This window comes from Chitinophaga sp. W3I9, from assembly GCF_050434025.1.
Lineage (GTDB): Bacteria > Bacteroidota > Bacteroidia > Chitinophagales > Chitinophagaceae > Chitinophaga.
The window spans coordinates 459,980-482,919 of sequence record NZ_JBNPWC010000001.1; the positions used below are offsets into that span (position 1 = coordinate 459,980).

At 46.3% G+C, this 22,940-nt stretch carries 21 protein-coding genes; 5 read left to right on the forward strand and 16 right to left on the reverse strand.

The window, feature by feature from the left end:
* Nucleotides 1–4: 4 nt before the first annotated feature.
* The gene (chrA, locus tag QFZ51_RS02055; RefSeq protein ID WP_370908642.1) at nt 5–1,165 is read left to right on the forward strand and encodes a chromate efflux transporter; all 1,161 of its coding nucleotides are present in this window, start codon (nt 5–7) and stop codon (nt 1,163–1,165) included.
* Here the strand turns inward: chrA and QFZ51_RS02060 are convergent.
* From QFZ51_RS02060 to QFZ51_RS02075, 4 genes are read right to left on the reverse strand one after another with little or no spacing between them, the layout of a single operon-like run.
* Entirely contained in the window at nt 1,160–2,509 is a 1,350-nt protein-coding gene (locus QFZ51_RS02060) for a sigma-54-dependent transcriptional regulator (RefSeq protein ID WP_429042663.1), read from the reverse strand. The two genes, chrA and QFZ51_RS02060, sit on opposite strands and share 6 nt — an antisense overlap.
* Before the next feature lie 16 nt (nt 2,510–2,525).
* Nucleotides 2,526–2,990 (reverse strand): DUF4199 domain-containing protein, encoded by a 465-nt coding sequence (locus tag QFZ51_RS02065; RefSeq protein ID WP_429042665.1) that lies wholly within the window; start codon nt 2,988–2,990, stop codon nt 2,526–2,528.
* 27 nt (nt 2,991–3,017) lie between these two features.
* Nucleotides 3,018–5,531, reverse strand: coding sequence for a DNA ligase D (gene ligD / locus QFZ51_RS02070; RefSeq protein ID WP_429042668.1), 2,514 nt, complete (start codon nt 5,529–5,531; stop codon nt 3,018–3,020).
* Nucleotides 5,528–6,313, reverse strand: a complete 786-nt coding sequence (locus tag QFZ51_RS02075; protein ID WP_429042670.1) for a Ku protein — start codon at nt 6,311–6,313, stop codon at nt 5,528–5,530. The genes ligD and QFZ51_RS02075 overlap by 4 nt, the downstream gene beginning before the upstream one ends.
* Before the next feature lie 107 nt (nt 6,314–6,420).
* On the opposite strand from QFZ51_RS02075, the gene QFZ51_RS02080 reads away from it, so the two are divergent.
* Nucleotides 6,421–6,768 (forward strand): hypothetical protein, encoded by a 348-nt coding sequence (locus tag QFZ51_RS02080; protein ID WP_370908647.1) that lies wholly within the window; start codon nt 6,421–6,423, stop codon nt 6,766–6,768.
* Between the two features lie 18 nt (nt 6,769–6,786).
* Here QFZ51_RS02080 and QFZ51_RS02085 read toward each other — a convergent pair whose 3' ends face one another.
* From QFZ51_RS02085 to QFZ51_RS02100, 4 genes are all read right to left on the reverse strand, one after another.
* On the reverse strand, nt 6,787–7,854 hold the full coding sequence (locus tag QFZ51_RS02085) for a DNA topoisomerase IB (protein WP_429042673.1): 1,068 nt from the start codon (nt 7,852–7,854) through the stop codon (nt 6,787–6,789).
* Nucleotides 7,847–8,713, reverse strand: a complete 867-nt coding sequence (locus QFZ51_RS02090) for an SDR family oxidoreductase (protein WP_429042676.1) — start codon at nt 8,711–8,713, stop codon at nt 7,847–7,849. The genes QFZ51_RS02085 and QFZ51_RS02090 overlap by 8 nt, the downstream gene beginning before the upstream one ends.
* A gap of 80 nt (nt 8,714–8,793) precedes the next feature.
* On the reverse strand, nt 8,794–9,348 hold the full coding sequence (locus QFZ51_RS02095; protein WP_429042679.1) for a ferritin-like domain-containing protein: 555 nt from the start codon (nt 9,346–9,348) through the stop codon (nt 8,794–8,796).
* A gap of 32 nt (nt 9,349–9,380) precedes the next feature.
* Complete coding sequence (locus QFZ51_RS02100; RefSeq protein ID WP_429042682.1) at nt 9,381–9,608, reverse strand: hypothetical protein; 228 nt, start codon at nt 9,606–9,608, stop codon at nt 9,381–9,383.
* Nucleotides 9,609–9,909: 301 nt separating this feature from the next.
* Between QFZ51_RS02100 and QFZ51_RS02105 the strand changes: the two genes are divergently transcribed.
* Together QFZ51_RS02105 and QFZ51_RS02110 are read left to right on the forward strand one after the other, a co-directional pair.
* Nucleotides 9,910–11,352 carry a sensor histidine kinase gene (locus tag QFZ51_RS02105; RefSeq protein ID WP_429042685.1) on the forward strand — a complete coding sequence of 481 codons (1,443 nt, stop codon included), beginning with the start codon at nt 9,910–9,912 and terminating at the stop codon, nt 11,350–11,352.
* A gap of 61 nt (nt 11,353–11,413) precedes the next feature.
* Nucleotides 11,414–12,856 carry an ATP-binding protein gene (locus tag QFZ51_RS02110; RefSeq protein WP_429042687.1) on the forward strand — a complete coding sequence of 481 codons (1,443 nt, stop codon included), beginning with the start codon at nt 11,414–11,416 and terminating at the stop codon, nt 12,854–12,856.
* A gap of 49 nt (nt 12,857–12,905) precedes the next feature.
* On the opposite strand, the gene QFZ51_RS02115 is transcribed toward QFZ51_RS02110, so the two are convergent.
* The 4 genes from QFZ51_RS02115 to QFZ51_RS02130 all read right to left on the reverse strand — a co-directional run bounded on the left by QFZ51_RS02115 (nt 12,906) and on the right by QFZ51_RS02130 (nt 17,067).
* On the reverse strand, nt 12,906–14,342 hold the full coding sequence (locus QFZ51_RS02115; RefSeq protein WP_429042690.1) for a sigma-54-dependent transcriptional regulator: 1,437 nt from the start codon (nt 14,340–14,342) through the stop codon (nt 12,906–12,908).
* A 73-nt stretch (nt 14,343–14,415) separates the two neighbouring features.
* Complete coding sequence (locus QFZ51_RS02120; RefSeq protein WP_370908655.1) at nt 14,416–14,784, reverse strand: response regulator; 369 nt, start codon at nt 14,782–14,784, stop codon at nt 14,416–14,418.
* Nucleotides 14,785–14,791: 7 nt separating this feature from the next.
* Nucleotides 14,792–16,051 (reverse strand): hypothetical protein, encoded by a 1,260-nt coding sequence (locus QFZ51_RS02125; protein WP_429042693.1) that lies wholly within the window; start codon nt 16,049–16,051, stop codon nt 14,792–14,794.
* Nucleotides 16,003–17,067, reverse strand: a complete 1,065-nt coding sequence (locus tag QFZ51_RS02130) for a glycosyltransferase (protein ID WP_429042695.1) — start codon at nt 17,065–17,067, stop codon at nt 16,003–16,005. Before QFZ51_RS02130 ends, QFZ51_RS02125 begins: the two co-directional genes overlap by 49 nt.
* A 430-nt stretch (nt 17,068–17,497) precedes the next feature.
* Between QFZ51_RS02130 and QFZ51_RS02135 the strand changes: the two genes are divergently transcribed.
* A complete protein-coding gene (locus tag QFZ51_RS02135) occupies nt 17,498–17,776 on the forward strand; it encodes a hypothetical protein (protein ID WP_079471254.1) in 279 nt (92 codons plus the stop codon).
* 48 nt (nt 17,777–17,824) lie between these two features.
* On the opposite strand, the gene QFZ51_RS02140 is transcribed toward QFZ51_RS02135, so the two are convergent.
* The 4 genes from QFZ51_RS02140 to QFZ51_RS02155 form a co-directional block, all read right to left on the reverse strand.
* Nucleotides 17,825–18,847, reverse strand: a complete 1,023-nt coding sequence (locus tag QFZ51_RS02140) for an NAD(P)H-dependent glycerol-3-phosphate dehydrogenase (protein ID WP_429042698.1) — start codon at nt 18,845–18,847, stop codon at nt 17,825–17,827.
* Nucleotides 18,848–19,297: 450 nt separating this feature from the next.
* Nucleotides 19,298–20,683, reverse strand: coding sequence for an efflux RND transporter periplasmic adaptor subunit (locus QFZ51_RS02145; RefSeq protein ID WP_370908658.1), 1,386 nt, complete (start codon nt 20,681–20,683; stop codon nt 19,298–19,300).
* Nucleotides 20,684–20,708: 25 nt separating this feature from the next.
* A complete protein-coding gene (locus QFZ51_RS02150; RefSeq protein ID WP_429042701.1) occupies nt 20,709–22,064 on the reverse strand; it encodes a TolC family protein in 1,356 nt (451 codons plus the stop codon).
* Between the two features lie 148 nt (nt 22,065–22,212).
* Nucleotides 22,213–22,878 (reverse strand): ABC transporter ATP-binding protein, encoded by a 666-nt coding sequence (locus QFZ51_RS02155; RefSeq protein WP_429042704.1) that lies wholly within the window; start codon nt 22,876–22,878, stop codon nt 22,213–22,215.
* Nucleotides 22,879–22,940: the final 62 nt, after the last annotated feature.

Sequence of the window (22,940 nt, forward strand, 5' to 3'; positions counted from 1 at the left end):
AGCTGTGCTATTACATAGCATCACTGCCTACGGAGGCCCGCAGGGTCATCTGGCCATGATGATGAAAACATTTGTACAGCAACGGAAGGATGTAACGGAACAGGAGTTAATGGAATACAATGCTTTCTGCCAGCTGCTTCCCGGTGCTTCTTCTTCCCAAACCCTTACCTTAATCGGCTATAAGCGCGGTGGCGCGATACTGGCTATTATTACCCTGCTGATATGGATTTCTCCCGCCTGTTTGATCATGGGCTCCCTGAGTTTCCTGTTACAATACTTCGGCAAGAACGCCCTGCATACAGATATCTTTAAGTACGTACAGCCGATGGCGGTAGGCTTCCTCGCTTATGGCGGCATCCGTGCTTTCCGGATCAGTATTAACAGTATGGCAACATTTGCCATCATGGTGGTATCCATGTTCACCGCTTTCTTCCTGAAATCGCCATGGACCTTCCCTGCGCTGATTATATTGGGCGGTATTGTTTCCAACTTCAGTAACAAGCGTATTCCCGGGGTGGCAGAAAAACCACGTAAAATACAGTGGGGCAATATCTGGTTATTTGTGTCGCTGTTTATACTCGCCGGGGTCCTGTCTGAGCTGGCGCGTACTCATGAATGGATAACGCGGCGTCCTTTTAACCTCTTTGAAAACTTTTACCGTTTCGGCAGCCTCGTATTTGGCGGTGGCGATATCCTGATTGCCATGATGCTGGAACAGTATGTAACGCGCGCAAAATCGCAATACCTTTCTGCGGAGGAACTGCTTACCGGCGCCGGTATTATGCGGGCGCTCCCTGGTCCTACCTTTTCCATTTCCGCCTATGTTGGCGGTATGGCCATGCGTAACCTGGGTATGGGATACCAGTTCCTGGGATGTATTATAGCGCCTATCGCTATCTTCCTGCCCAGCCTGTTGCTGGTATTGTTTTTCTTCCCGATCTGGAACAACCTGAAAAGATACGTGGTGATATACCGTGCCCTGGAGGGGATCAATGCGGTGGTAGTAGGCATTATGTGGGCAGCCACTTTTATTCTCTTCTTTGTAATCCCGGTCAACTGGTACAACCTGCTGATCATGGCCAGTACGCTGGCACTGCTGTGCCTTACCAAGGTGCCCTCGCCCTTTATCGTACTGGCGTGCCTGTTATTAGGCTGGCTGTTATGATGCGCTGATATTGTATTCCTTAATTTTGTTGTAAAGGGTGGTTAAACCGATGCCCATCAGTTCTGCCGCCCTGGTTTTATTGCCTTTGGCGTGGGCCAGCACGCGGATAATATGTGCTTTTTCCATATCTGCCAGTTTAAGGGAAGATGCATCTTCCGCGTTCCCCTGCTGGAAATCGAACGGCAGCACGGGCGTATCCAGGATATCCGTATCCGTTAGGATGGCCGCTCTTTCAATTACATTACGCAGTTCGCGGATATTTCCCTTCCAGCTGTGTTGTTGCAGCGCATGCAGGAAGGCGGGCGTCATCCCGGTGATACGTTTATTCATTTTTGGCGCTATCTGCTGAAGAAACCAGGTAGCCAGCAGGGGAATATCTTTCCGCCGTTCGTTCAGTGAGGGCAGGGAAATCTGGAAGGCAGACAGCCGGTAGTAGAGATCGGAACGGAAATGCCCCGCCGCAATTTCCTGTTCCAGTTGCCGGTTGGTAGCGGCGATGATCCGCACATCCGTTTTAGTGGGTTTCGTTTCCCCTACTTTATAAAACTCCTGTGTTTCCAGTACGCGGAGCATTTTAGCCTGCAGCTCTATGGCCATCTCCCCTATTTCATCCAGGAAAATGGTACCCCCGCGGGCTTCTTCAAAAAAACCTTTCTTGTCTTTTACTGCGCCGGTAAAGGCGCCGGCTACATGTCCGAATAATTCGCTTTCGAGGATTTCTTTACCAAAGGCGCTGCAGTTAACGGCAACAAACGGTTGTTGTTTCCTTTGGCTTCCCTGGTGTATGGCCTGTGCAAATACTTCCTTACCGGCGCCGGTTTCACCCAGCAGCAGTACCGTCATATCCGATGGCGCTACTTTTTCCGCTAAAGCAATAGCGGCGTGTATTTCAGGGGATTCTCCCAGGATGCTGCCGAAATTATATTTGCCGCCAATTTTCTTTTCGAGGTCGCGGATGCGGAATTGCAGGTGCGCTTTATCCATTGCCTTGCTCACCAGCGGGAGGATCCGGTTGTTATCATCTCCTTTGGTGATATAATCGAAAGCGCCGTTTTTAATGGCCTGTACGCCATCGGCGATGTTGCCATAAGCGGTGAGCACAATGGTTTCAATTTCGGGGTACCTGGTGCGTATCTGCTGTACCAGTTCCACCCCGTTGCCATCCGGCAGCTTTACATCAGACAGGATCACCTGTACTTCTTCTTTCTCCAGGATCTTTAAGGCGGACCTTATATTGCCCGCCTCGTGAAGTGTATATCCTTCCAGGGCCAGCAGGCGGCTTAAAAGCTTGCGGAGCTGGTCCTCATCATCGATTATTAAAATATGGCCTTTAGACATAGCCATGCAAAGATAATAGTTCCTATGGCTTCCGTGATTTATCTGTTTTCTGGTTAGCCTTAAATACCAGCCCGCCGAGTATGGCGGCTACCACACCCACAAAAAGATTTACAAACAATACATTCCCCAGGAAATAGATCCAGAAATTTCCTTTCACCGTATCTTCTTCCACCAGCGTGTGCGAAGGATTACCACCCACTACCAGGTGAAATATGAGCAAAAAAACAGCATATATGATGGTGGCAATAAGCGTAGTACGCCACCCCATCGTAAAGGCCGACGTGGCAGATGTTTTATCCTTATGCACCCTGTTGTAATGGATAATGGAAATCAGCACACCGAGGAACATGATAAGGTTACCAAAATATCCCATCCATAAATTACCGTATAACTTTGTTACATAAAAGATCAGGGTAAAAACGATGCATATTGCTCCAAGAATGAAACCATATGCCGGTAATGATTTTGAAGATAAAGGCTTTTCCATGACATCAGTTTTAAATGAACAAAATGATCAGGCGTGCGCATTGCTTTCTATTTCACGGATCACTTTACGCAGGTCATTTTTAACACTTTTAATATCGTGCCACAAGTCGCCAACTTCGTTTATACGTTCCAGTGAGTTGTGGATGTTAAAATCGCTGATACGGAGCTTTTCATTCACCTCTTCCCACAGCAGCGGCATAGACACGGTAGCACCGGGTTTGGGACGGGCCGAATAAGGAGACGCCACAGTCTGTCCCTTGCTGTTCTGCAAAAAGTCGATATACACTTTTTTATTCCGGGCAGATTTGGCGCGAACCACACTGGTGCTTTTCGGCAACTCCTCATTAACATGCCGTGCAATATATTCCGCAAACAGCCGGGTAGCTTCATAAGGATGCTTTGCCGAAGTGGGCACATAAATATGCAAACCGGTAGAGCCGGAGGTTTTACAAAAAGAAGTGATATTGAAACTGTCCAGCATGTTTTTGATATGCAAGGCCGTTTCCACTACATACTTAAAGTCAATATCTTCCGGATCAAGGTCCAGTATCATAAAGTCCGGCTTGTCGAGGCTGCTTAGCCTCGACAGCCAGGGGTTTATTTCAATACATCCCAGGTTGACCATATAGGCCAGCGTGGCTTCGTTGTTACACACCAGGTAATCTACATCTTTTCCGGTGGAATCTGCCCGCAGCGGCACGCTCTTTATCCATGCCGGGGCCTGCCCCAGGTCGAGATCTTTCTGGTAAAAAGAAGGTCCCTTGATGCCGTTGGGAAAACGATGCAGCGACAGGGGCCTGTCTTTCAGGTGCGGCAGAATATATTTTGCCACCGACAGGTAGTAATCGATCAGTTGTCCCTTTGAGATCTGCTCATCCGGCCAGTATAATTTTGTTTGATTGGTGAGGGATACTTTCTTGCTGTTGAGCGTGAGGGTGCGTTCTTTTTCAATAGTAGTAGCCATATTTATCTTTTTTGCTGTTTCAGGATGTACTTCTTTTGCCGGCTTGTCTTCCCGCAGGCCGAGGAAAACCGGTTGCCGCAGATGTCCGTCGCCGGTCCATTCCTGGAATTTTACTTCACATACCAGTTCCGGCTTTACCCAGGTAACGGGCATATTGGTACCCACCTTTTCGGAGAAGGGTGACGTTTTAGTGATTAACGGCTGCAGCTGCGTGTATAGCTGCGCGATAGTGGCTTCATTTAATCCACCTCCACAGTGCCCGATATATTTTAGTTTTTTGTTTTCATACATTCCCAGCACCAGGGCGCCTATTTGTTTCCGGCTGCCGCGGGGCGCGGTATAGCCGCAGATCAAGGCTTCCTGCTCGTTCACAATTTTTATTTTCAGCCATGCCATTCCTCTTCTGCCCTCTTCATACACACTGTCTGCTTTTTTCGCGATGATGCCCTCCCACTCTCGTGTACGGGCTTTCTCAAAAAAGTTTATTCCTTTTTTAAGCACGTGCGGGGAAAAACGGATGGTTTTATCATTTAACTCCGTTATCACATCTTTCAGCAGGCTTTTCCGTTCCAGCAGGCTCAGGTGCTGCAAGTCGTTCCCATCCAGATGAAGCAGGTCGAATACCACATATACCAGTTTTCCCTTACCTGTAGTCCTGTAGTTTTGCAGCGTTTGAAAATGGGATTTGCCCTTATTATCCAGTACAATAATTTCTCCGTCCAGCACCACATTATGCGAAATTTTCTCCACGGCAGCCACTACCGCGGGATAGTCTTCATTAAAGGACTTCTCATTGCGGGAGTACAAATTTGCCTGATGGTTTTCCACACTGGCAATGGCCCGGTAGCCATCCCACTTGGTTTCAAAGAGCCAGTCGTTGCCATCAAACGGTTCACTGACAAGGGTTGTCAGCATTGGTTTATATACTTTTTTTATTTTCCGGGCGGCGCGGGGTGTTTTATTTTTCACTTCAACGCCGGCTACTGCTGATTTTTTTTTTGCCACCTTCGTGGCAGCTTTGTTTTTTTCACCCTGTGCTTTTATTCTTTCCGGCGTATAGTCTTCGCTGTTATATTCATCAACGGCGTATTTATCTTTGTGTTTGATCAGCAGCCAGGCATTTTCTTCGCGGCCTTTCATCTTTACCAGTGCAAATTCTCCTTTTAGCTTCTTTCCCTTCATTACAATTTTCAGATCGCCGGATTTCAGCTCCCGGAGGGCTTCTTTATCGAAACTTTTCCCATCGGGATTCATCAGCTCAAAGGTGCCTTTGTCCCAGATGTACACGGTACCTGCACCGTAATTCCCTGCGGGAATGGTGCCTTCAAAATCCTTGTAATCGTAGGGATGATCTTCCACTTCCATTGCCAGCCGTTTATCTGCCGGATTCATGGATGGTCCTTTTGGTATTGCCCAGCTTTTTAGCACGCCATCCACTTCCAGCCTGAAATCATAGTGCAGCCGGGAAGCATGATGCCGCTGTACCACGAAAATGTGTTTCCCTGCCACCGGCTTACCTGTAGCAGGTTCAGTAGTTTCCGAGAAGTTTCGTTTCTTTTTATATTCCGATAGGCTCATGACGCGCGTTTTTTGGTGGCCGGTTTACCTCCGAGGCTGGCTTTCAGCTGATCGAACAGGTTATCGCTCTTGGTGTGTACCACGCGCATTTTCTTCACTACCGTCTTCTTACCACCGGCCTTGGCCTTTATAATTTTCAGGAGTTCGGCCTTGTATTCATCTTTATACTGGCTGATATCAAATTCGGTGGTGTATTGTTTTACCAGTTCTATGGCCATATCCAGCTCTTTCTTGGCCAGTTTCACATGCGTTGGCAGGGTAAGGTCCTCAGCGGAACGGATTTCTTCCGCAAAGCGGAGTTGTTGCAGCAGCAGGTAATTTTCCCGCGGCCGGATCACGGCCAGGTGTTCCTGGCTGCGCAGCACAAACCGGCTGATGCCTGCTTTACCTGTTTTCTCGAGGGTTTGTTGCAGCAGGGCGTATGCTTTTTCGCCTCCTTTCGCAGGTTCAATGAAATAAGGATTTTCAAAATAGATATCGTCAATCTCTGTTTCTTCCACAAAAGACTCTATTTCGATGATTTTACTTTTCTTGGGACTGGCTGCTTCAAAATCTTCATCTTCCAGGATAACATACTCATCTTTATACAAATAGCCCTTTACGATCTGTTCCCAGGGCACTTCTTTGCCTGTATTTTCATTGATGCGCTGGTATTTGATGTGCGCCCCGTTTTTGCTGTCCAGCATGTCCAGGTCCAGGCGGCTGTCCTGGGTAGCGCTGAATAGTTTTACCGGGATGTTTACCAACCCGAATCCTATGGATCCTGACCATATAGCTCGCATAAATTGATAGTTTTGGTATTAAATAAAAGTTAACACAAATGGTACCATGATCTTAAAACATCGCGGCATAACTTTTGGTTTTTTAAGTTTAACTAAAACCTTTATTTATGGAAAAGCCAGGCGAAATGACAACTTTATCAAGGGTATTGGAGAAGCTGCATGAAAAAGGATTTGATCACGAGTTAAAGATGAGTGATCATGGCAGGTTGCAGAATACGGATGAGCAGAAAATCTATAACCCGGAAGACCTGACTATCATTAAAACCTATCGTTTTGAGGGAGAGTCAGATCCTTCAGATTCCTCGATTTTATATGTAATGGAAGACCAGGAAGGCAATAAGGGCTATATACTGGATGCGTATGGCGCTTACAGTTCACACGAAGAGGCAGGTTTTGACGAATTTATCCAGAAGATCAAAGTAGAAGACAGAGAAGATCAGCTGATATTTGGGTAGCCCGCTATGCAGGCGCCTTTACCTGCTACCGGCTTCCTTCAGAAATTGCATGAGTAACTTTTCATCCGCATGTAACCCGCCACTGGCGGGTTTATTGCGTTTAGTCCGTAGCTGTTGCAGCCAGGGTTCGAGTTCCCCGTTTTCGTAGCTGTTGAGGATTTGCGGATGAATGTAATATTTTTTGCACACGGCGCGGGTATTCCCCAATTTGCCCGCCACACCGTCTATTATCGCTACAATGTTCCGGCGGCATTCTGTAATGGATTCAAAGGGTGTAAGGTCTGCCAGCAAATTTAATGCGTTTACGGTACCTGCCCAGGTACGGAAGTCTTTGCAGGTAAATTCATTGTCGGCGCAGCACTGTTTTATATACTCATTTACTTCCCCCGAGTCGAGGCCTCTATGTTCGCCGTTTTCATCGTAATACTGAAACAATACCTGCCCGGGAATATCCTGCACTTTTTTTAGCAGCTTTGCGAGTGCGGCGTCATGAAGTTCTATTTTATGCTCCACTCCTTTTTTTCCGCGGAACCGGAAAAAAGCGGTGTTGCCATTGATCTTCACATGCTTATCCCGCAGGGTGGTAAGGCCATGCGAGCCGTACAGCTTTTCATAGGAGGCGTTCCCTACCCGTATCAGCGTTTCCTCCATCACGGATAGGGCAATAGCAATAACTTTATCTTTATCCAGCGAGGGCCGTTTCAGATCTTCGTTTATACGTTTCCGTATTCCCGGTAACGCCTCTCCAAATTGCAGGAGGCGGTAGTATTTGGTTTCGTTGCGGGCTTTGCCCCAGTCGAGATGATACCGGTACTGTTTACGTCCTTTTACATCGGTGCCGGTGGCCTGCAGGTGGCCATTGGCCCAGGTACAGATCCACACGTTTTCCCAGGCGGGAGGCAGCACCAGTTTCCGGATGCGATCCAGCACTTCGGGGTCTTTCACTGTTTTGCCGTTTCGGTCGAGGTAGATGAAGTCTTTCCCTTTGCGGACGCGTGAATACCCAGGTGCATCTGCTTTTACGTACCGAAGCTTCACTGACCGGGCTACGGCTACGGGGTCTGTTATCAGGTCTATGCTAACCATTTACAATCTCCCCTCCATTGGGATGCAGGATCTGACCGGTGAGATAACTGGCGTCATCGCTGGCCAGGAATACGTAGCAGGGAGCTACTTCCACGGGTTGGCCGGCGCGTTTCAGCGGTACGTCTGTCCCAAACTTTGCCACTTCCTCCGGGGTAAAAGTGGCGGGGATGAGTGGGGTCCAGATGGGGCCGGGGGCCACGCCGTTTACCCGGATGCCTTTTTCAGACAGGGAAGCGGATAAAGACCTTACAAAAGAAACGATGGCTCCTTTGGTGGAACTGTAATCGATAAGATGGCTGCTGCCGCGGTAAGCCGTTACGGAAGTAGTGCAAATAATACTTCCGCCTTTGGGAATATACGGCAGCGCTGCTTTTGTAAGATAAAAGTGCGGATAAATGTTAGTTTCAAAAGTTTTATGCAGCTGGGCGGCACTGATATCTTCGATACTTTTCTGCGGGTATTGTACAGCCGCGTTGTTTACCAGGATATCTATCTTCTTAAACTTCTTTATCACTTTCTTAATAATATCGTTGCAATGCTTTTCATTGCTGATATCGCCGGCAATGAGCATGCATTCGCGGCCTGCGAGAGTAATGTGTTCGCAGGTGGTTTCAGCGTCTGTATGTTCGTTAAAATAGGCAATGGCTACATCTGCGCCTTCTTTGGCAAAAGCTACGGCTACTGCCCGGCCAATGCCGCTGTCGCCGCCGGTGATAAGGGCCACCTTATTGTACAGTTTGCCTTTTTTTACGTGGTCTTTTTCGAACACCGGTGCGGGGCTCATGACCTCTTCCAGTCCGGGTTGTACGGATTGTTTCCGGGCGGGCCTCACTGGTTTTTTGGGATTGGATTTTTGCATAGTATCAGGTTAAAAAAAGTCCCTGCGTAAACAGGGACTTCTGCAGTTTTCATTTAACAATTATACAGGTTATCGTTAACCTATTCTGCCGCAGCTTCCTCGTTTACAGTAGATTCAGCTACTTCTGTGAGCAGGCTGTCAGCGTTCTTTTCTTCTTTTAAAGTTTGCTCCAGTAATTTAGCTACCTGTGAGTGCCCCATTACATTGGCCAGCGTACGTAAGCTGCCATAGGCAGAAATTTCGTAGTGTTCAATTTTCTGCGAGGCAATGATAATACCGGCGTCTCTTACGGCAGTATCGGCATCGGTATCTGCTACCACTTCCTGTCCTTCAGCTATCAGGCCTTCCATGGCCTCACATTTTTTTGCCTGTGGTTTTTTACCAAGTAATTCAAATATCTGTTCCAGGCGGACTACATGTTCTTTGGTTTCTTCCAAATGGTTGCCGATACATTCGCTCAATTCTTCCGAGGTAGCAGCTTTCTGCATTTTGGGCAGTGCTTTTACCAGGTTTTTTTCTGCCCAATAGATGTCTTTCAGTTCATCCATAAACAGTTCATGGAATTTGGATTCCGGCATTTTTTCACTGCCTGCTTTTCTTGCGGTGCCGTTGCCGGCGGATTTAGTGGTAGGCATTGTAACAGATTTTTTTTTAGATGAAAGAATAGTTAATGTTTATCAGGTGATTGCCTTCTAAAAGCTTCTTCTTTTTCCTCTATAGCCTGCGGATTAGCGGGGGTATGAGGTGTATCCCTGTCCGGTATTTCCTGTGGGATGGGTTCAATTTCCGGCTTGTCTGGCGGCGGTTGAACCGGTGTTGGGTTTTCTTTTCCCGGCTGTTGTTTATCTGGAGTTGGATCAGGGATCGGCTGTTTATTTCTATCCGGATTATTCATAACTCACAATTTTATTGATGAAGAACTATTGTTAGTTATCCAAAGTTCATTCCACTAACTGAACAGGCTATTTTCATTGCGGAAACAACTTCCTAAAACCCGCTGCAGAACGGCGTTTAAAGGCATCCGCGTCTCTGCGGTAACATTGAGGCAGGTGTGCTTACATTGCTTGTAGAATTTACCGGCATTCTGTGGAATATGTTGCTCAGAAAGACCTTCACGGAAAAAGGATATTTTTTAGTAGCGAAATTCAGGCAGAAATAGTAACTTGAAATGCTTTCTCAAGATCTCATACATACAGATGCATTTTTCAGTACACAAGAAAATCCGACTCGGGTTTTTCATTGCATTTACCGTTATCGTGGCGGCCTCGGTATTTTCGTACCTGGTGGCAAAGAACCTGCTGGACAATGCCGGCAGGCTTAATCACGCCATTGAAGTTTCCAAACGGCTGGAGGTAATTACCCGGCAACTCAAGGAGGCGGAAGCCGCCATCAGGGGATATGCCGTTACAAAAGACAGCGCCTTCCTGGATCCCAGTATGCAGGAACGCAGCAACAGGATCGAGCGGGAATACCTCCTGCTCCGGCAAATAACCAACGATAACCCTGTTCAGCAAAGGCACCTGGATACCCTGCGTCAGTTACTGGCCATCAAATACCAGCAACTGCAACTGGGCGGAGAAAATTCCACTCAGCCGAAACAGCTTTCCAATGTTAAAGAAGGCGAAAAGTCCATGGATCTCATCGATAATAAGGTGCGCGATATGATCCGGATTGAAGAAAGCCTGGTACAGGAGAAATCGGAACTGTTTCATTTCTTTGCGGTGATGTGGGTGCCCATGATCCTTATTTCCTCGCTGGTAGCCATCCTGATAGGCATCTATTCTTATATCACCCTCACCAGGGAATTCAAATTGCAGCTGCATATTGAAAGCCGGATGAAATCCTATCAGCGTGATCTGCAACAAAATATCTCCCTCCTGAATAAAACCAACCAGGAGCTGGAGCAGTTTGCCTATGTAGCCTCGCATGACCTCCAGGAGCCGTTACGCAAGATATCGACCTTCAGTGACAGGCTGCAGATGAAATATAAAGACCAGCTGCCGCCGGATGCCACACAACTGATAGACCGTATGGTGTCTGCCGTGTCCCGGATGCGGGTACTGATCAATGATCTGCTCATCTTTTCCAGGGCTGGCCGCATTACCCCGGAAAGCATCACTCCAGTGGATATGACCAAACTGCTGCAGGAAGTGATCAGCGACCTGGAGGTTACTCTTGAAGAGAAGAACGTGCAGATCAAATATGACCAGCTGCCGGTAATAGAAGGCAGCGACACTTCTTTTCACCAGCTGTTCCAGAACCTGCTGGCCAATTCTATTAAGTTTGCCAGCCCGGACAGGCGCCTCGAAATCAATATCCATCACGAGGTGGTAACCGGGAAGGAATTAGGCATTGTAAAAGAAAGCCGGTGGAACGATTCTTACTGCCGTATCAGCCTGGACGACAATGGTATTGGATTTGAGCAGGCTTATGCCGACCGGATTTTTCTCATTTTCCAACGGCTACATGGCATCAGCGAGTATTCCGGCACAGGGATCGGACTGGCCATCTGCAAAAAAATTGTAGACAGCCACAATGGCTTCATACAAGCCCACGGAGACCCGGGGAAAGGCGCGTCTTTTGTTATTATCCTGCCCCTGCGACAGAGAAACCGGAATGATGAACCTGCGGAGCAATAAAGGTTAGCACCTTTATTGCTGTGAATTTTGTCACAAATTGCAAAACTCCTAATCTATTGCGATGAGCGAGCGCCCGATACACATTTTAATGATAGACGATGATGAAGACGATTTCTTTCTCGTAACAGAATTACTGCATGATATTTCACCCGGCCAATATGTGCTTGAATGGGCTTCTACCTATCAGAAGGGACTGGCTGCCATAGAAGACAATACGCACGACGTATTCCTGGTAGATTACCGGCTGGGGCCCAATACGGGTATTGATATCCTTCGAAGGCTGCATCAGATGCATCATCAGCCGCCGGTAATTATGCTTACGGGTAAAGGCGATTATAACATCGACCGGGAAGCAATGCAGGCCGGCGCCTACGATTATCTGGTGAAAGGAGAAATGACCGCCGACCTCCTGGAAAGGTCCATCCGTTATGCGCTCGATGAATTCAACCATCGCCGGTCTATTGAGGAAAGTGAGAAAAAATACTATGGCATTTTCGAAAAGGCACATGACCTGATTGTGCTGGCCGATTGCGACCGGAATATTATCGACGCCAATCCCGCAGCATTAAGAACGCTTCAATACAACCGGGAAGAAATACTAAAACTGCACCTGCGGGATCTCTTTATCTCCAAAGATCAGAGTGAAAATTTTCTGAATAACATCTGCAACAGCGGCATTGCCAATTTACAGGAATATGATTTCAAAACTGCCGACAACAAAAAACTGGTGGTGCTGATCAATGCCGTAATGCTGGACGAAGCGGCACAGATATTCCTTTGTGTGATCCAGGATATTACTGAGAAAAAGAGAGAAGAACAGGAGAAACAACACCAGGAAAAATTTGTAATCACCGGGCGTATTGCCAGGGTGATAGCACATGAAGTAAGAAACCCGCTCACCAATATACTGCTGGCCGTAAGCCAGTTCAAAGAAGAAGAAGCGGTGGTGGCAAACGATGATACACTGATGTATACAGATATCATTGAGCGCAACTGCACACGTATCAACCAGCTGATTACAGAACTGCTGCACAGCACCCGTATGATTGAACTGCATATGGAACCGGTGGGGATCAACAACCTGATAGAGAAAGCGCTGCTGCTATCCGGCGACCGGTTACAACTGAATGAAATCCGTGTGGAAAAAAACCTGGTATCACCGGATGTGATCATTAATGCCGATGAAGAAAAAGTTGTGATTGCCTTACTGAACATTGTTATCAACGCTATTGAGGCGATGGTGCCGGGGAAAGGCGTACTCACCATTACCACTATGCGTAACCAGGATAAGGCAAAACTCATGATCCGCGACAATGGCGTTGGCATACCGGAAGAGAAGCTCGCGCGTTTGTTTGACCCTTTCTATACCAGTAAGTCGAAAGGCACTGGTCTTGGCTTAACCAGCACACAGAACATTTTACTAAATCACAAAGGAACTATACATGTAGATAGTGAGCCCGGAAAGGGAGCAGTATTTACGATTGCAATACCTGCTATTGGATAATTTATTCCCTGGGAGACGGCTGTTTCCCAGGGAATAAACATTTGTTTGATCAATAATTTATATTCAGCAACCGTAACTTGTTATACAGGGTTTTACGATCGATATTCAATACCTGCGCTGCTTTTGTTTTATTATACTTCACTTCTTTCAGCACATTTATAATCTTATTGTATTCTGCCTGGAGGGCTACTGTTTTAAGGTCATTGTCGTTGGAAAGAAGCGCCAGTTCACCGGAAACATGTACTTCTTCCGGGATCTGGTTAAAAGATTCTTTCATTTCCAGCGGCAATGCAATCATGGTAATATCTTCTGTTTCAGGTGTAAGCAAACAGGCTCTCCTGATCACATTTTTCAGTTCGCGGATATTACCGGGCCAGTTGTATTGCTGGAAGCAGTCCCATACTTCAGAAGAAATTTTACCGCATGACTTATCCAGTTCCCTTTCCACCTGGTCTACAAAGGCGGTAGTGAACAGTGGCAGATCTTCGCGGCGTTCCCTCAAAGGCGGAATATAAATGGTGAACTCATTGAGGCGATGGAACAGGTCTTCCCTGAACTTACCGCGCTGCACGGATTCAGAGAGCTTTTCGTTGGAGGCTACAATGATACGTACATCGATCGGTATTTCTTTCAGGCTTCCCACCCGGCGAATTACCTTTTCCTGTAACACGCGTAACAGGGCCACCTGTATATCGTACGATAAATTGGAGATTTCATCCAGGAACAGGGTGCCGCCCTGTGCCTGTTCAAAAGCGCCTATTTTGGTATTGATAGCGCCGGTAAAAGAGCCTTTTTCATGGCCGAACAATTCACTTGCGGCCAGTTCTTTGGAGAGGCTACCGCAATCCAGCGCAACAAACGGCTGCTGGTTTCTTTTACTGTGATGGTGAATAAGATGCGCCACGGATTCCTTACCGGTACCGGTTTCCCCGAAAATGATGACGCTGTAATCGGTGGGCGCCACCAGTTTGATTTGTCTTATTAATTCCTTCGCACCTTCGCTTTCACCGTATACATATTTATTGTTCTTGTCGTCCTGGTTACGGGACAGTAATGTTTCCCGGACTTCTTCGGGTTCACTGCCCGACTCCACTGGTCTGGATGCGCGCCTTTCCTGTTCCGCCTCTTTATGGGCGAAGGCCTTATGTACGAGGTTGAGAATTTCATCCGGGTACAACGGTTTGGAAAGATAATCGTATGCACCATTTTTCACCATTTCCACAGCTACTCTAACATCTGTGTAACCTGTAATAATGATAACAATGGTTGAAGGATTGATCTGATGGATATCCTGCAGCAGTTGTGCACCATCGGTGTCTTTCAGCCTGTAATCACAGAGTACAAGGTCATAGGTTTTTTCTTTCATCATTTTAAGTGCAGCACCACCCGTCATGGTGGTATCTACATCAAAACCATGTTTCCCGAGAAATTTACTCAGGAGTGTACAGATATTAATTTCGTCGTCTATTATTAGAATATTTTTCATACTTCTTTAATATAGTGGTAATTGGCAACAGAATAGCTGGTTAAAATTACTGATTATAACCAAGAGGGCCTTATCAGCTTTTTATCTTGATACTGTCGATCAGTTCATCAACGTTTTTGAGACTGAAAGGTTTAGCCAGGAAAAAGGCGGCTCCGGCTTTCAGTGCTGTTTGCTTTTCCATCGCATTGTCATAGGCGCTGATAGTGATTACAGGTAACGTGGGACAACGTTCCTTGATCACCGGCAAAGCCTCAAGGCCCGATCCGTCGGGCAGGTGGATGTCCAGAAAAAGGAGATCAGGCTGATGTTTGAAAATTGACTTCATTCCTGCCTCCAGTTCATGCACGTACTTCACATTATATCCATGACGTACAAGCGTAAGTTGCAATAATCTGCATATATCCGGCTCATCATCTATAATCAATATGCTGGGATACTTCATGTTATTCTCAGTTGTAGCCAAGTTTGACTGGTGCCAGGCTGTTTTGTTTCGGTGTAACATACTTATGTTTATTCCATTGTTCCATTAATAATCTGGCAATCAGGTAACATACAGTTGACTCGGCGCCCTGATTCTGGTTTATATTATTTTTCTCCAGTCCGTCGTAGCAACCGTAAGTTAATGGATTATAAACAAGTTGTTTCAGGTGATTATTCCCTAAATACCAACTGAATGCCAAACGCATCTTTTCCAAATATGATTTATTTTTTGTGGTGTTATAAAACGTATTCAAAGCCAGCATAGTATAGGCTACTTCTATAGATTGTTCGCCACCATCTTCCTGTTGCTGGGTGTTATTCCTGTGGTACCATGTTTTATTGCTGATCACCTTCATATGACTGTCTGTAAAGGTTTTGCTGCAAAGGAAGGTCAGGCTGTTTTCCGCGGTTCTGCGGTAAGCATCAATCCCGCTTACCTGGTAGGCCATCATCATTGCCTCAGGCAATACGGCGTTACCGTAGGTGAGATAGGATTCGTACCAATGCCAGGTTTCATCTGCTTCCTGTTTGTAATGATCATACAATTTTGCAGCCAGATGTTGCAAAATTTCCACTGCCTTGCCACCGGGTTTATAAGAAAGGAAATAATACAGTCCTTTGATGGTGAATGCCATCGCCCTGGGTGATTTCAGTGATTCCATCCAGTTGAAGCATTTGCTGAATATGGCGGATACGTCTTGCACGGCATCAAAGGGCAGGTGATGATGCGATGCAAGGGCATACCCCAGCGCCCATACAGCACGCCCATTGGCGTCTTCCAGGTTTACTTCCTCATTCATTTTATTAAACTGACGGTCGATATCCACATAATTAAGGAATTTCCCCGAAGGCTGCTGACAGTAAGCGATAAAGTCGATGTACTTACGGGTCAGGGAGTTGACGAAGCTGCTGGAATTTAATTCGCTGCTGTACATGCAGGTAGCAATAAGCGCCCTTGCGTTGTCGTCCAGGGTATATCCGAAAGCAGGGTCCGGGATGTCATGCTTGGAAAACTGCAGCATACCGATTTCGTCGGTCATACGATCGATGTGATCGAGGTATGGCGGCGGCAGGTTGGGCAGGATCTTGTCTTCTGCCAGTGCTTCGCTGATCACGCTCATGTGTGCAATGGCCACGTTTTCCCAGATGGAGTTGCGTGTTTTTTCAATGGCCGACTGGCTCATCTGCGCGCGTAGCTCTCCGGATTGCCGAGCAGCGGTATCGCGCATGCAGCAATTTGTTCCGGGTTATTGAAATCTACCAGGCAACCGGCGCCGTCTTCCAGCATTTCGCGTGCCTGCACAAATGATGTGGAGATCACCGCGCAACCGGCGCTCATGGCGTAAACGAAAGTTCCGCTTACTGCCTGATGCGGATCTTTTGACGTAAAAAGGTAAATATCTGTAAGAGATAAATAATCGAGTAATGTTTTCAGGGAAAGATAATTATTTACGAATCGTACATTGTTTTCCAGGCCGAGTTCCTGTACCAGTTGTTCCAGTGACTCGCGGTATTTTTCTCCTTCACGGGAGCATACTACGGGATGGGTTTTCCCTAGCACCAGGTAAATGGCGCCGGGATATTGTTTTACAATATCCTTCATGGCCCTGATGCCTGTTTCGATGCCTTTGTTTTCGCTGAGCAAACCAAATGTGCTCAGTACCATCCTTCCTTCCACATTGTATTGTTTCTTCAGCGCATCCACATCTTCCACGATATGCGCGTGTGTACCGTGTGGTATATGCACAATCTTTTCAGCCGGCACATGATATACCTGCTGCAGTAAGGTGGCAGACGAGCGTGTCATTACAATCACTTTTGCGGCGAGTGCGCTGATCAGGCTTACTACCTTAGTGCATTTATGATCGGGATAAGGAAGCACGGTATGGAAACGTACCACGAAAGGTTTATCCAGTAAGGAAAGCATGGCCAGGAGGTTATGACCGTATTCTCCACCATACAGGCCAAATTCGTGTTCAAAACAAACCAGATCTATTTTGTCGTTCTCATTTATTTTCTGTGCAAAATCAATGCACTCGTCAATATCAAACGGGTTCATTGAATAAGTAACGGGTATTTCTTTCATATTGGCAGGTTTGCCTGCTTCTTCCAGTGCTGCCACCTCAATATTCAGATTACCGGCAAAATTCTTATTCATTGCGTTTACCAGGTCCTGTGCAAAAGTTGCAATTCCACATTCCCGGGGCGGGTAAGAAGTAACAAAAAGCAAGGTTCTAATCTTCATGGTAAAAATTTTATACTACGCAGTTAACAAGTAACCAGGTCCTCAATTTTCCGGATCGGGACATAGGATGTTTCAAATATCAATCCAATGCCTGCTGTATTAGGTTTCAGGGGATTTGGCTATCAAAAAGTGTAGAAATAATTCTACATATATTATCCCGTATCCACAGGTAGAAGGCGTGAATAAAATAAAGGCGGGCCATTTACATTTGATTAACAGTCAATGTAATCATAATTATTTATAATTGTATTACAATTTGCCCTAAATAGTGGTAATTCGGGATACATATAGCAACATTATTATCGTAATTGGTAATCAATAATGTTTCTTTGTCCATTTCAGCTTATTTTAGCTGAAGTAAGCACCCAAGCTACCATGTGAAGCGCAAATTTTAACCATTCCATTTTCTCATTTAAACCCAATCGCCGTTATGCGAAACATTGCATGTACATTTAATGTAGATGGTGTTCCAACCAAAATCAGTTTGAGGAAACTCCCACGGCAAAGGCGCTTTCAAGCCATTATTGACCGTAATATCACGGAATATATCATCTCGGACGAGACCAATGAGATTGAGTATTACGAGGGACCGGTGTTAAGCGAGTATCTTTTCACCCGGATTGCCAGTCTTATTAAGCAGTATTTCCCGAATGTGAGGGCAATTATGAAGATCGGGGAAGATAATTATGAGGACTACGATGATTTTTAAGCGACTGGCAGACGGCTGTTAACCCGGGAAGACTAACAGCCGGCCATTTTATATAAACCCTTTTTCAAGGGACAGGAATGCCTCTGAAGGATGCACCTGCTGCCATAAGATAGCATATACAGCCTGGGCAACCGGCATATATGCCCCTATATTCCTGTTCATTTCATGCATACATTTGCTGGCGTAATAACCTTCTGCGATCATATTCAGTTCCAGCTGGGCCGCTTTTACGCTGTACCCTTTCCCGATCATATTGCCAAAAGTACGGTTACGGCTATGCAGTGAGTAGCAGGTAACCAACAGATCGCCCAGGTAAGCGCTGGCGCTGTAATTATGCACTACCGGCTCCGTTCCGGCCACCGTAGCTTTCTGTTCCTCATATTTTTCGAGGAAACTTTGCATTTCCCGGAAACAGTTAGTAATAAATACGCTGAGAAAGTTATCTCCATATTCCTGTCCGTGTGCAATACCCGCGCCCATGGCGTAAATATTTTTAAGTACTGCCGCCAGCTGTACGCCAATCACATCGGTGTTTACAATTGTTTGCAGGTAGCTGCCGGTAAATTTATCGGCGATAGACTGGGTAGTGTCCAGCTGAGCGCCGGAGAAGGTAAGGTAAGACAGCTTTTCGCTGGCTACTTCTTCCGCATGGCAGGGGCCTGTAATCGTAAAATACCGGCTTGTCGGTAAATTGAATTGTTTGAGAAGATATTCTCCTATCAGGTCGTTGGTACTTGGTACCAGCCCTTTAATCGCAGAAATGACCTCTTTATTGATCAGTGCATCGGCGGGTAACATGCCTAACACATCTTCCAGAAAAGCACTGGGCACAGCCAGCACCAGCTCATCGCAGGCCGCCACTACTGCCTTTACATCACTACTGAGGCTTAGCAGGCTGGTATCGAAATATACGGAGGTGAGATAATGTTTATTATGATGACGCAGCTGCATATGACGTATGGTGTCTTCATTCCTTATCCACCAATGTATATGATGTCCGTTATCTGTCAGGATCTTAGCCAGTGCAGTAGCCCAGCTGCCACTGCCTATAATTCCAATGCTCTTGCTCACAATGCAAATTTTTATGCAATGTAATTAAAAAGCAATAAAGCATTTTTGCTGAAGCGGAGGTTGTCTTTCCCGCTGATTTTGCTGATTACCATGATTTTTATTCTTTTTCTTTTGGAGATGGGGTAATTAAAGAAGTGAGGGAAGATGATGTACGTGATGCTTTGCAGTTGCTTTTACCATGCTTTGGAGATACTTTGAACATGCCTTTGATGTGGAGATAACATGGAGCTGAGGTGGAGGTGTGGACTTGATCGGTAAGATGGTGGTAGTCAGTTTGTTGCACAGGGTTTTGGTGTGCTGCTTAGACGCGCTTCGAGGAAACTCGTATTGTATATCAATGTTTTATACATTTTTCAAAGATAAAACTGATCAGCGAAAACACCAAAAAAGAGGTCGTTTTTCTTTGTTGAAAAACGACCTCTTTTTTTATATGAAAGTTGTGTAACTGCGTTATTTTGCCTGCCCTTCAAACAGTTCGGCCTTTGGTACTACTTTTACTTTTTTGCCATTTTCGAGGGTACGGGAGATGGCGGTATAAGGAGCGCTGATCACCTGGTCGCCGGCTTTCAGGCCGGAAGTGATCTGGATCCAGGCGTCGTCCTGTACGCCGGTTTTAACGGGTACCATTTTAACGGTACCATCTTTCTGCAGTATAAATACCACCTCGTTCAGCACGGGTTTGGTATCGGCAGAAGAGCCGGGGGTAGTATTATCCTGTACCGGCGCCGCTTTCTTTTTGTCGTCCTTTCCTTTGGTAGAATCGGCGTCGCGGGTAGTTACGGAGTTAATTGGGATGGCCAGTACATTATTTACATGCCTGGTTTGAATATCCACACTGGCACTCATACCAGGGCGGAAGGGATACGTTTTCTTGTTCTTATCAAGAAGATCCTGGTAGCTTTCCTGCAGGATGCGGATATGTACAATGTAGCTGGTTACCTGCTCTGCGGAGGATGCGGTGCTTACCGTAGCTGTGGCGGCGCCTTTGCTGGAGCTGGCAATTTGTGTTACAATACCTTTAAATTCCCGGCTGTTATATGCATCCACTTCAATAATGGCAGTATCGCCGTATTTTACTTTTGGAATATCGTTTTCGCCCACGTCTACCTGTACTTCCATGGTGTTCATATCAGCGATACGCAGCATTTCGGTACCGGTCATTTGTGCAGTACCCACCACGCGTTCTCCTTTCTTTACAGACAGCAGGGAAACGATACCGCCCATGGGAGCGGAAATGGTGGTACGACCCAGGTTTTTATTGGCTTCATTCAGGTTGGCCTGCGCACTGGCAACGGCAAACTTGTTTCCGTTGATCTGTTGCACAGCCGCGTTATAATCTGCCAGGGAGGCGAGATAAGTTGCTTCGGCTGTTTCAAACTCTGATTTGGAGATTACTTTCTGGGCAAGGAGTTCTTTGTTCCTGTTGTAGGCAGCCTTGTTTTGATCAAGACGGGCCTTAAAGGAGTTCAGCGCCGCAGCGGAGTTGGCCAGCTGCGCCTGCGACTGGCTCATGGAGGCCGCCGCTTTATCTACCATCGATCCGTAGATATCTGCGTATATACGTGCCAGTACCTGCCCTTTTTTTACGGAGTCGCCTTCCAGGATGGGAAGGTCTGTGATTTCGCCGGAAACGTCGGAGCTTACTTTTACTTCTATTTCAGGATAAATTTTACCGCTGGCGGTAACCACTTCTATAATATTTCTATTAGAAGCATTGTCTACAGCAACTTTAAGTCCTTCTTCCTTACCAATTACCCCGGCCGCTTTAAGCACCAGGAACAAAATAACGAGTGAACAAAGTATGCCTATGAACCAGTAAAGTTGTTTCTTCTTCATAAAGCAATTTAATTTCCCGGAACGGCTACAGTGATATTTTCTGATCCCGGTAGAATTCCAGCAATTTCATTTTAAATATGTAATCGTATTGAGCAAGCACCTTGTTTACCTGCGCATTATACAATTTACTTTGCGTTGTGATATAATCAATGGTGTTCATTAATCCGAGGTTGAAGCGTTTGGTGGCAAAATCATACGCTTTCTGGGCCGCCATTACGCCTGTGGCAGATGCATTATATTTCTGTAAGGCCGCTATTGCATTGGCATGGGCGGTATAAATATCCTGCCGGAGTTTCTGGTGATCCAGGTCGCGGATCAGTTCCTGGCTGTATACATTTATTTTAGCCCTGGCTACAGTGGTACGTTGCTGCCAGCCATTAAAAATAGGTATGTTAAGCGTTAATCCAATATTTTTCCGGTAGGTGTTGCTGATCTGATCATGAAACGGCAGCACCTTTGTTTGCGCAATATCCTCATAATAGTTATTGGCGTAGTAGGTACTGAGGCCGCCGCTTATGCTCAGGTTGGGATACAACTGCGCTTTGGCCGCCTGGTATGCTTTGGCGGCGCTCTGGATCTTCAGTTCATCCGATTTTACCAGCGGATAGTTGGTTAAAGCGGCGCTGTACACCATTTCCGGCGCCATTTCCTGCAAGGCAGATAATGGCAGGGAAGAAATATTTTCAGGTACATCCGGTTTAAAGGGGATCTCAAATCCGAGGTTGAGATAAGCCTTCATCTGGAGAATGGCCAGGGTCACGTTGTTCTGGGCGGTTACCAGGTTACTGCTGTCCAGTGCCAGTTGCGCTTCCAGGTCGGCCTGGTTGCTTTCCGGTACGGAACCTGCAATAACCAGTTTCTTGGTATTATCCAGGTTGGAATTGGTCAGCCGGACGTTTTCTTCGTTTACTTTCTCTGTTTGAATATTGAGCAGTATCTGCAGGAAAGCAGTGGCCACGTTAAACGCGAGGTCATTCCTGGCTTTTTCCAGCAGGAAGCTATTGGCCTGTGCATCCAGTTTGTTGGCGGCAATTGTTTTTTGCTGATAAAACCAGCTAAAAAGGTTCGCCTGCATATTCAGGTTACCACTGGAGTTAAACACGGTTTGGTTAACATACTGGTTATCTCCCAGGCTGGCGCTTCTACCATCCGTATACCCTCCTGTTACTGACCCGCTGAAACCGGGGATCATTTGCAGGCGGCTTTGCTGTAAAGTGAGATCTGCCAGGCGTTTTTGTACTTCCTGTTGTTTAACTGTCAGGTTATTTTGCAAGGCATAATCCACACAACGTTGTAAACTCCACGTATCCTGCGCATCAGCGGATGTTATGTTAGCAAACAATAAAATCAGGATTACTCCTGCTATTCGGGATATTCTCATAACATTCCAAAAATATAATAATTGTGATGATACTTTTCCACCCTTCTTGATAGAAGGCAAAAATTTAGTAGGTATGGCAGTATACCTCACTAATTGAGTGTACAACATAATCTTTTTTTTACAAATTCTTAAAACTGATCCGCCTTTCTTATGGCTGAATATGTCCATCGCGGATCTGGATAACGCGGTTGCCGTAGGTGGCATTCACGTCTGAGTGGGTTACCTGCACGATTGTAATTTTATCTTGTTCATTCAGGTGTTTAAACAGCTGCATGATCACTTTCGCCTGATCGGAGTGCAGGTTACCGGTGGGTTCATCGGCCAGGATCACCCGGGGTTCGGCCACAATAGCGCGGGCAATACCTACCAGTTGCTGCTGTCCGCCGGATAGCTGGTTGGGAAACAGGTCTTTTTTAGCTACCATATTAAAGCGGTCCAGTACATCTGCCACCCGGCTCTTTCTTTCTGAAGCTGGAATGTTCTTGTACAGTAACGGCGTTTCAATATTTTCGTACACGGTTAATTCGTCAATCAGGTGATAGGCCTGGAACACAAATCCAATGGAACCCCGGTGCAACTGGGTCCTTTTTTTCTCGTTCATCCTGTCCACACGCTCTCCTTCAAACAGGTATTGCCCTTCGGATGGTTCTTCCAGTAAACCCATAATATGCAGCAAGGTAGATTTCCCGGAACCGGAAGGCCCCATAATAGATACAAACTCGCCTTCATTGATAGTGAGGTCGATATCTTTCAGGATATAATTTTTTCCGAATCCAACCGGGTAATGCCTGGAAATTTTCTGCAATTGTATCATGATCGGTAATTTGTTTTTAATTTATGTTGATATTTTCTGCATATCGGCTCAGCAATATAATT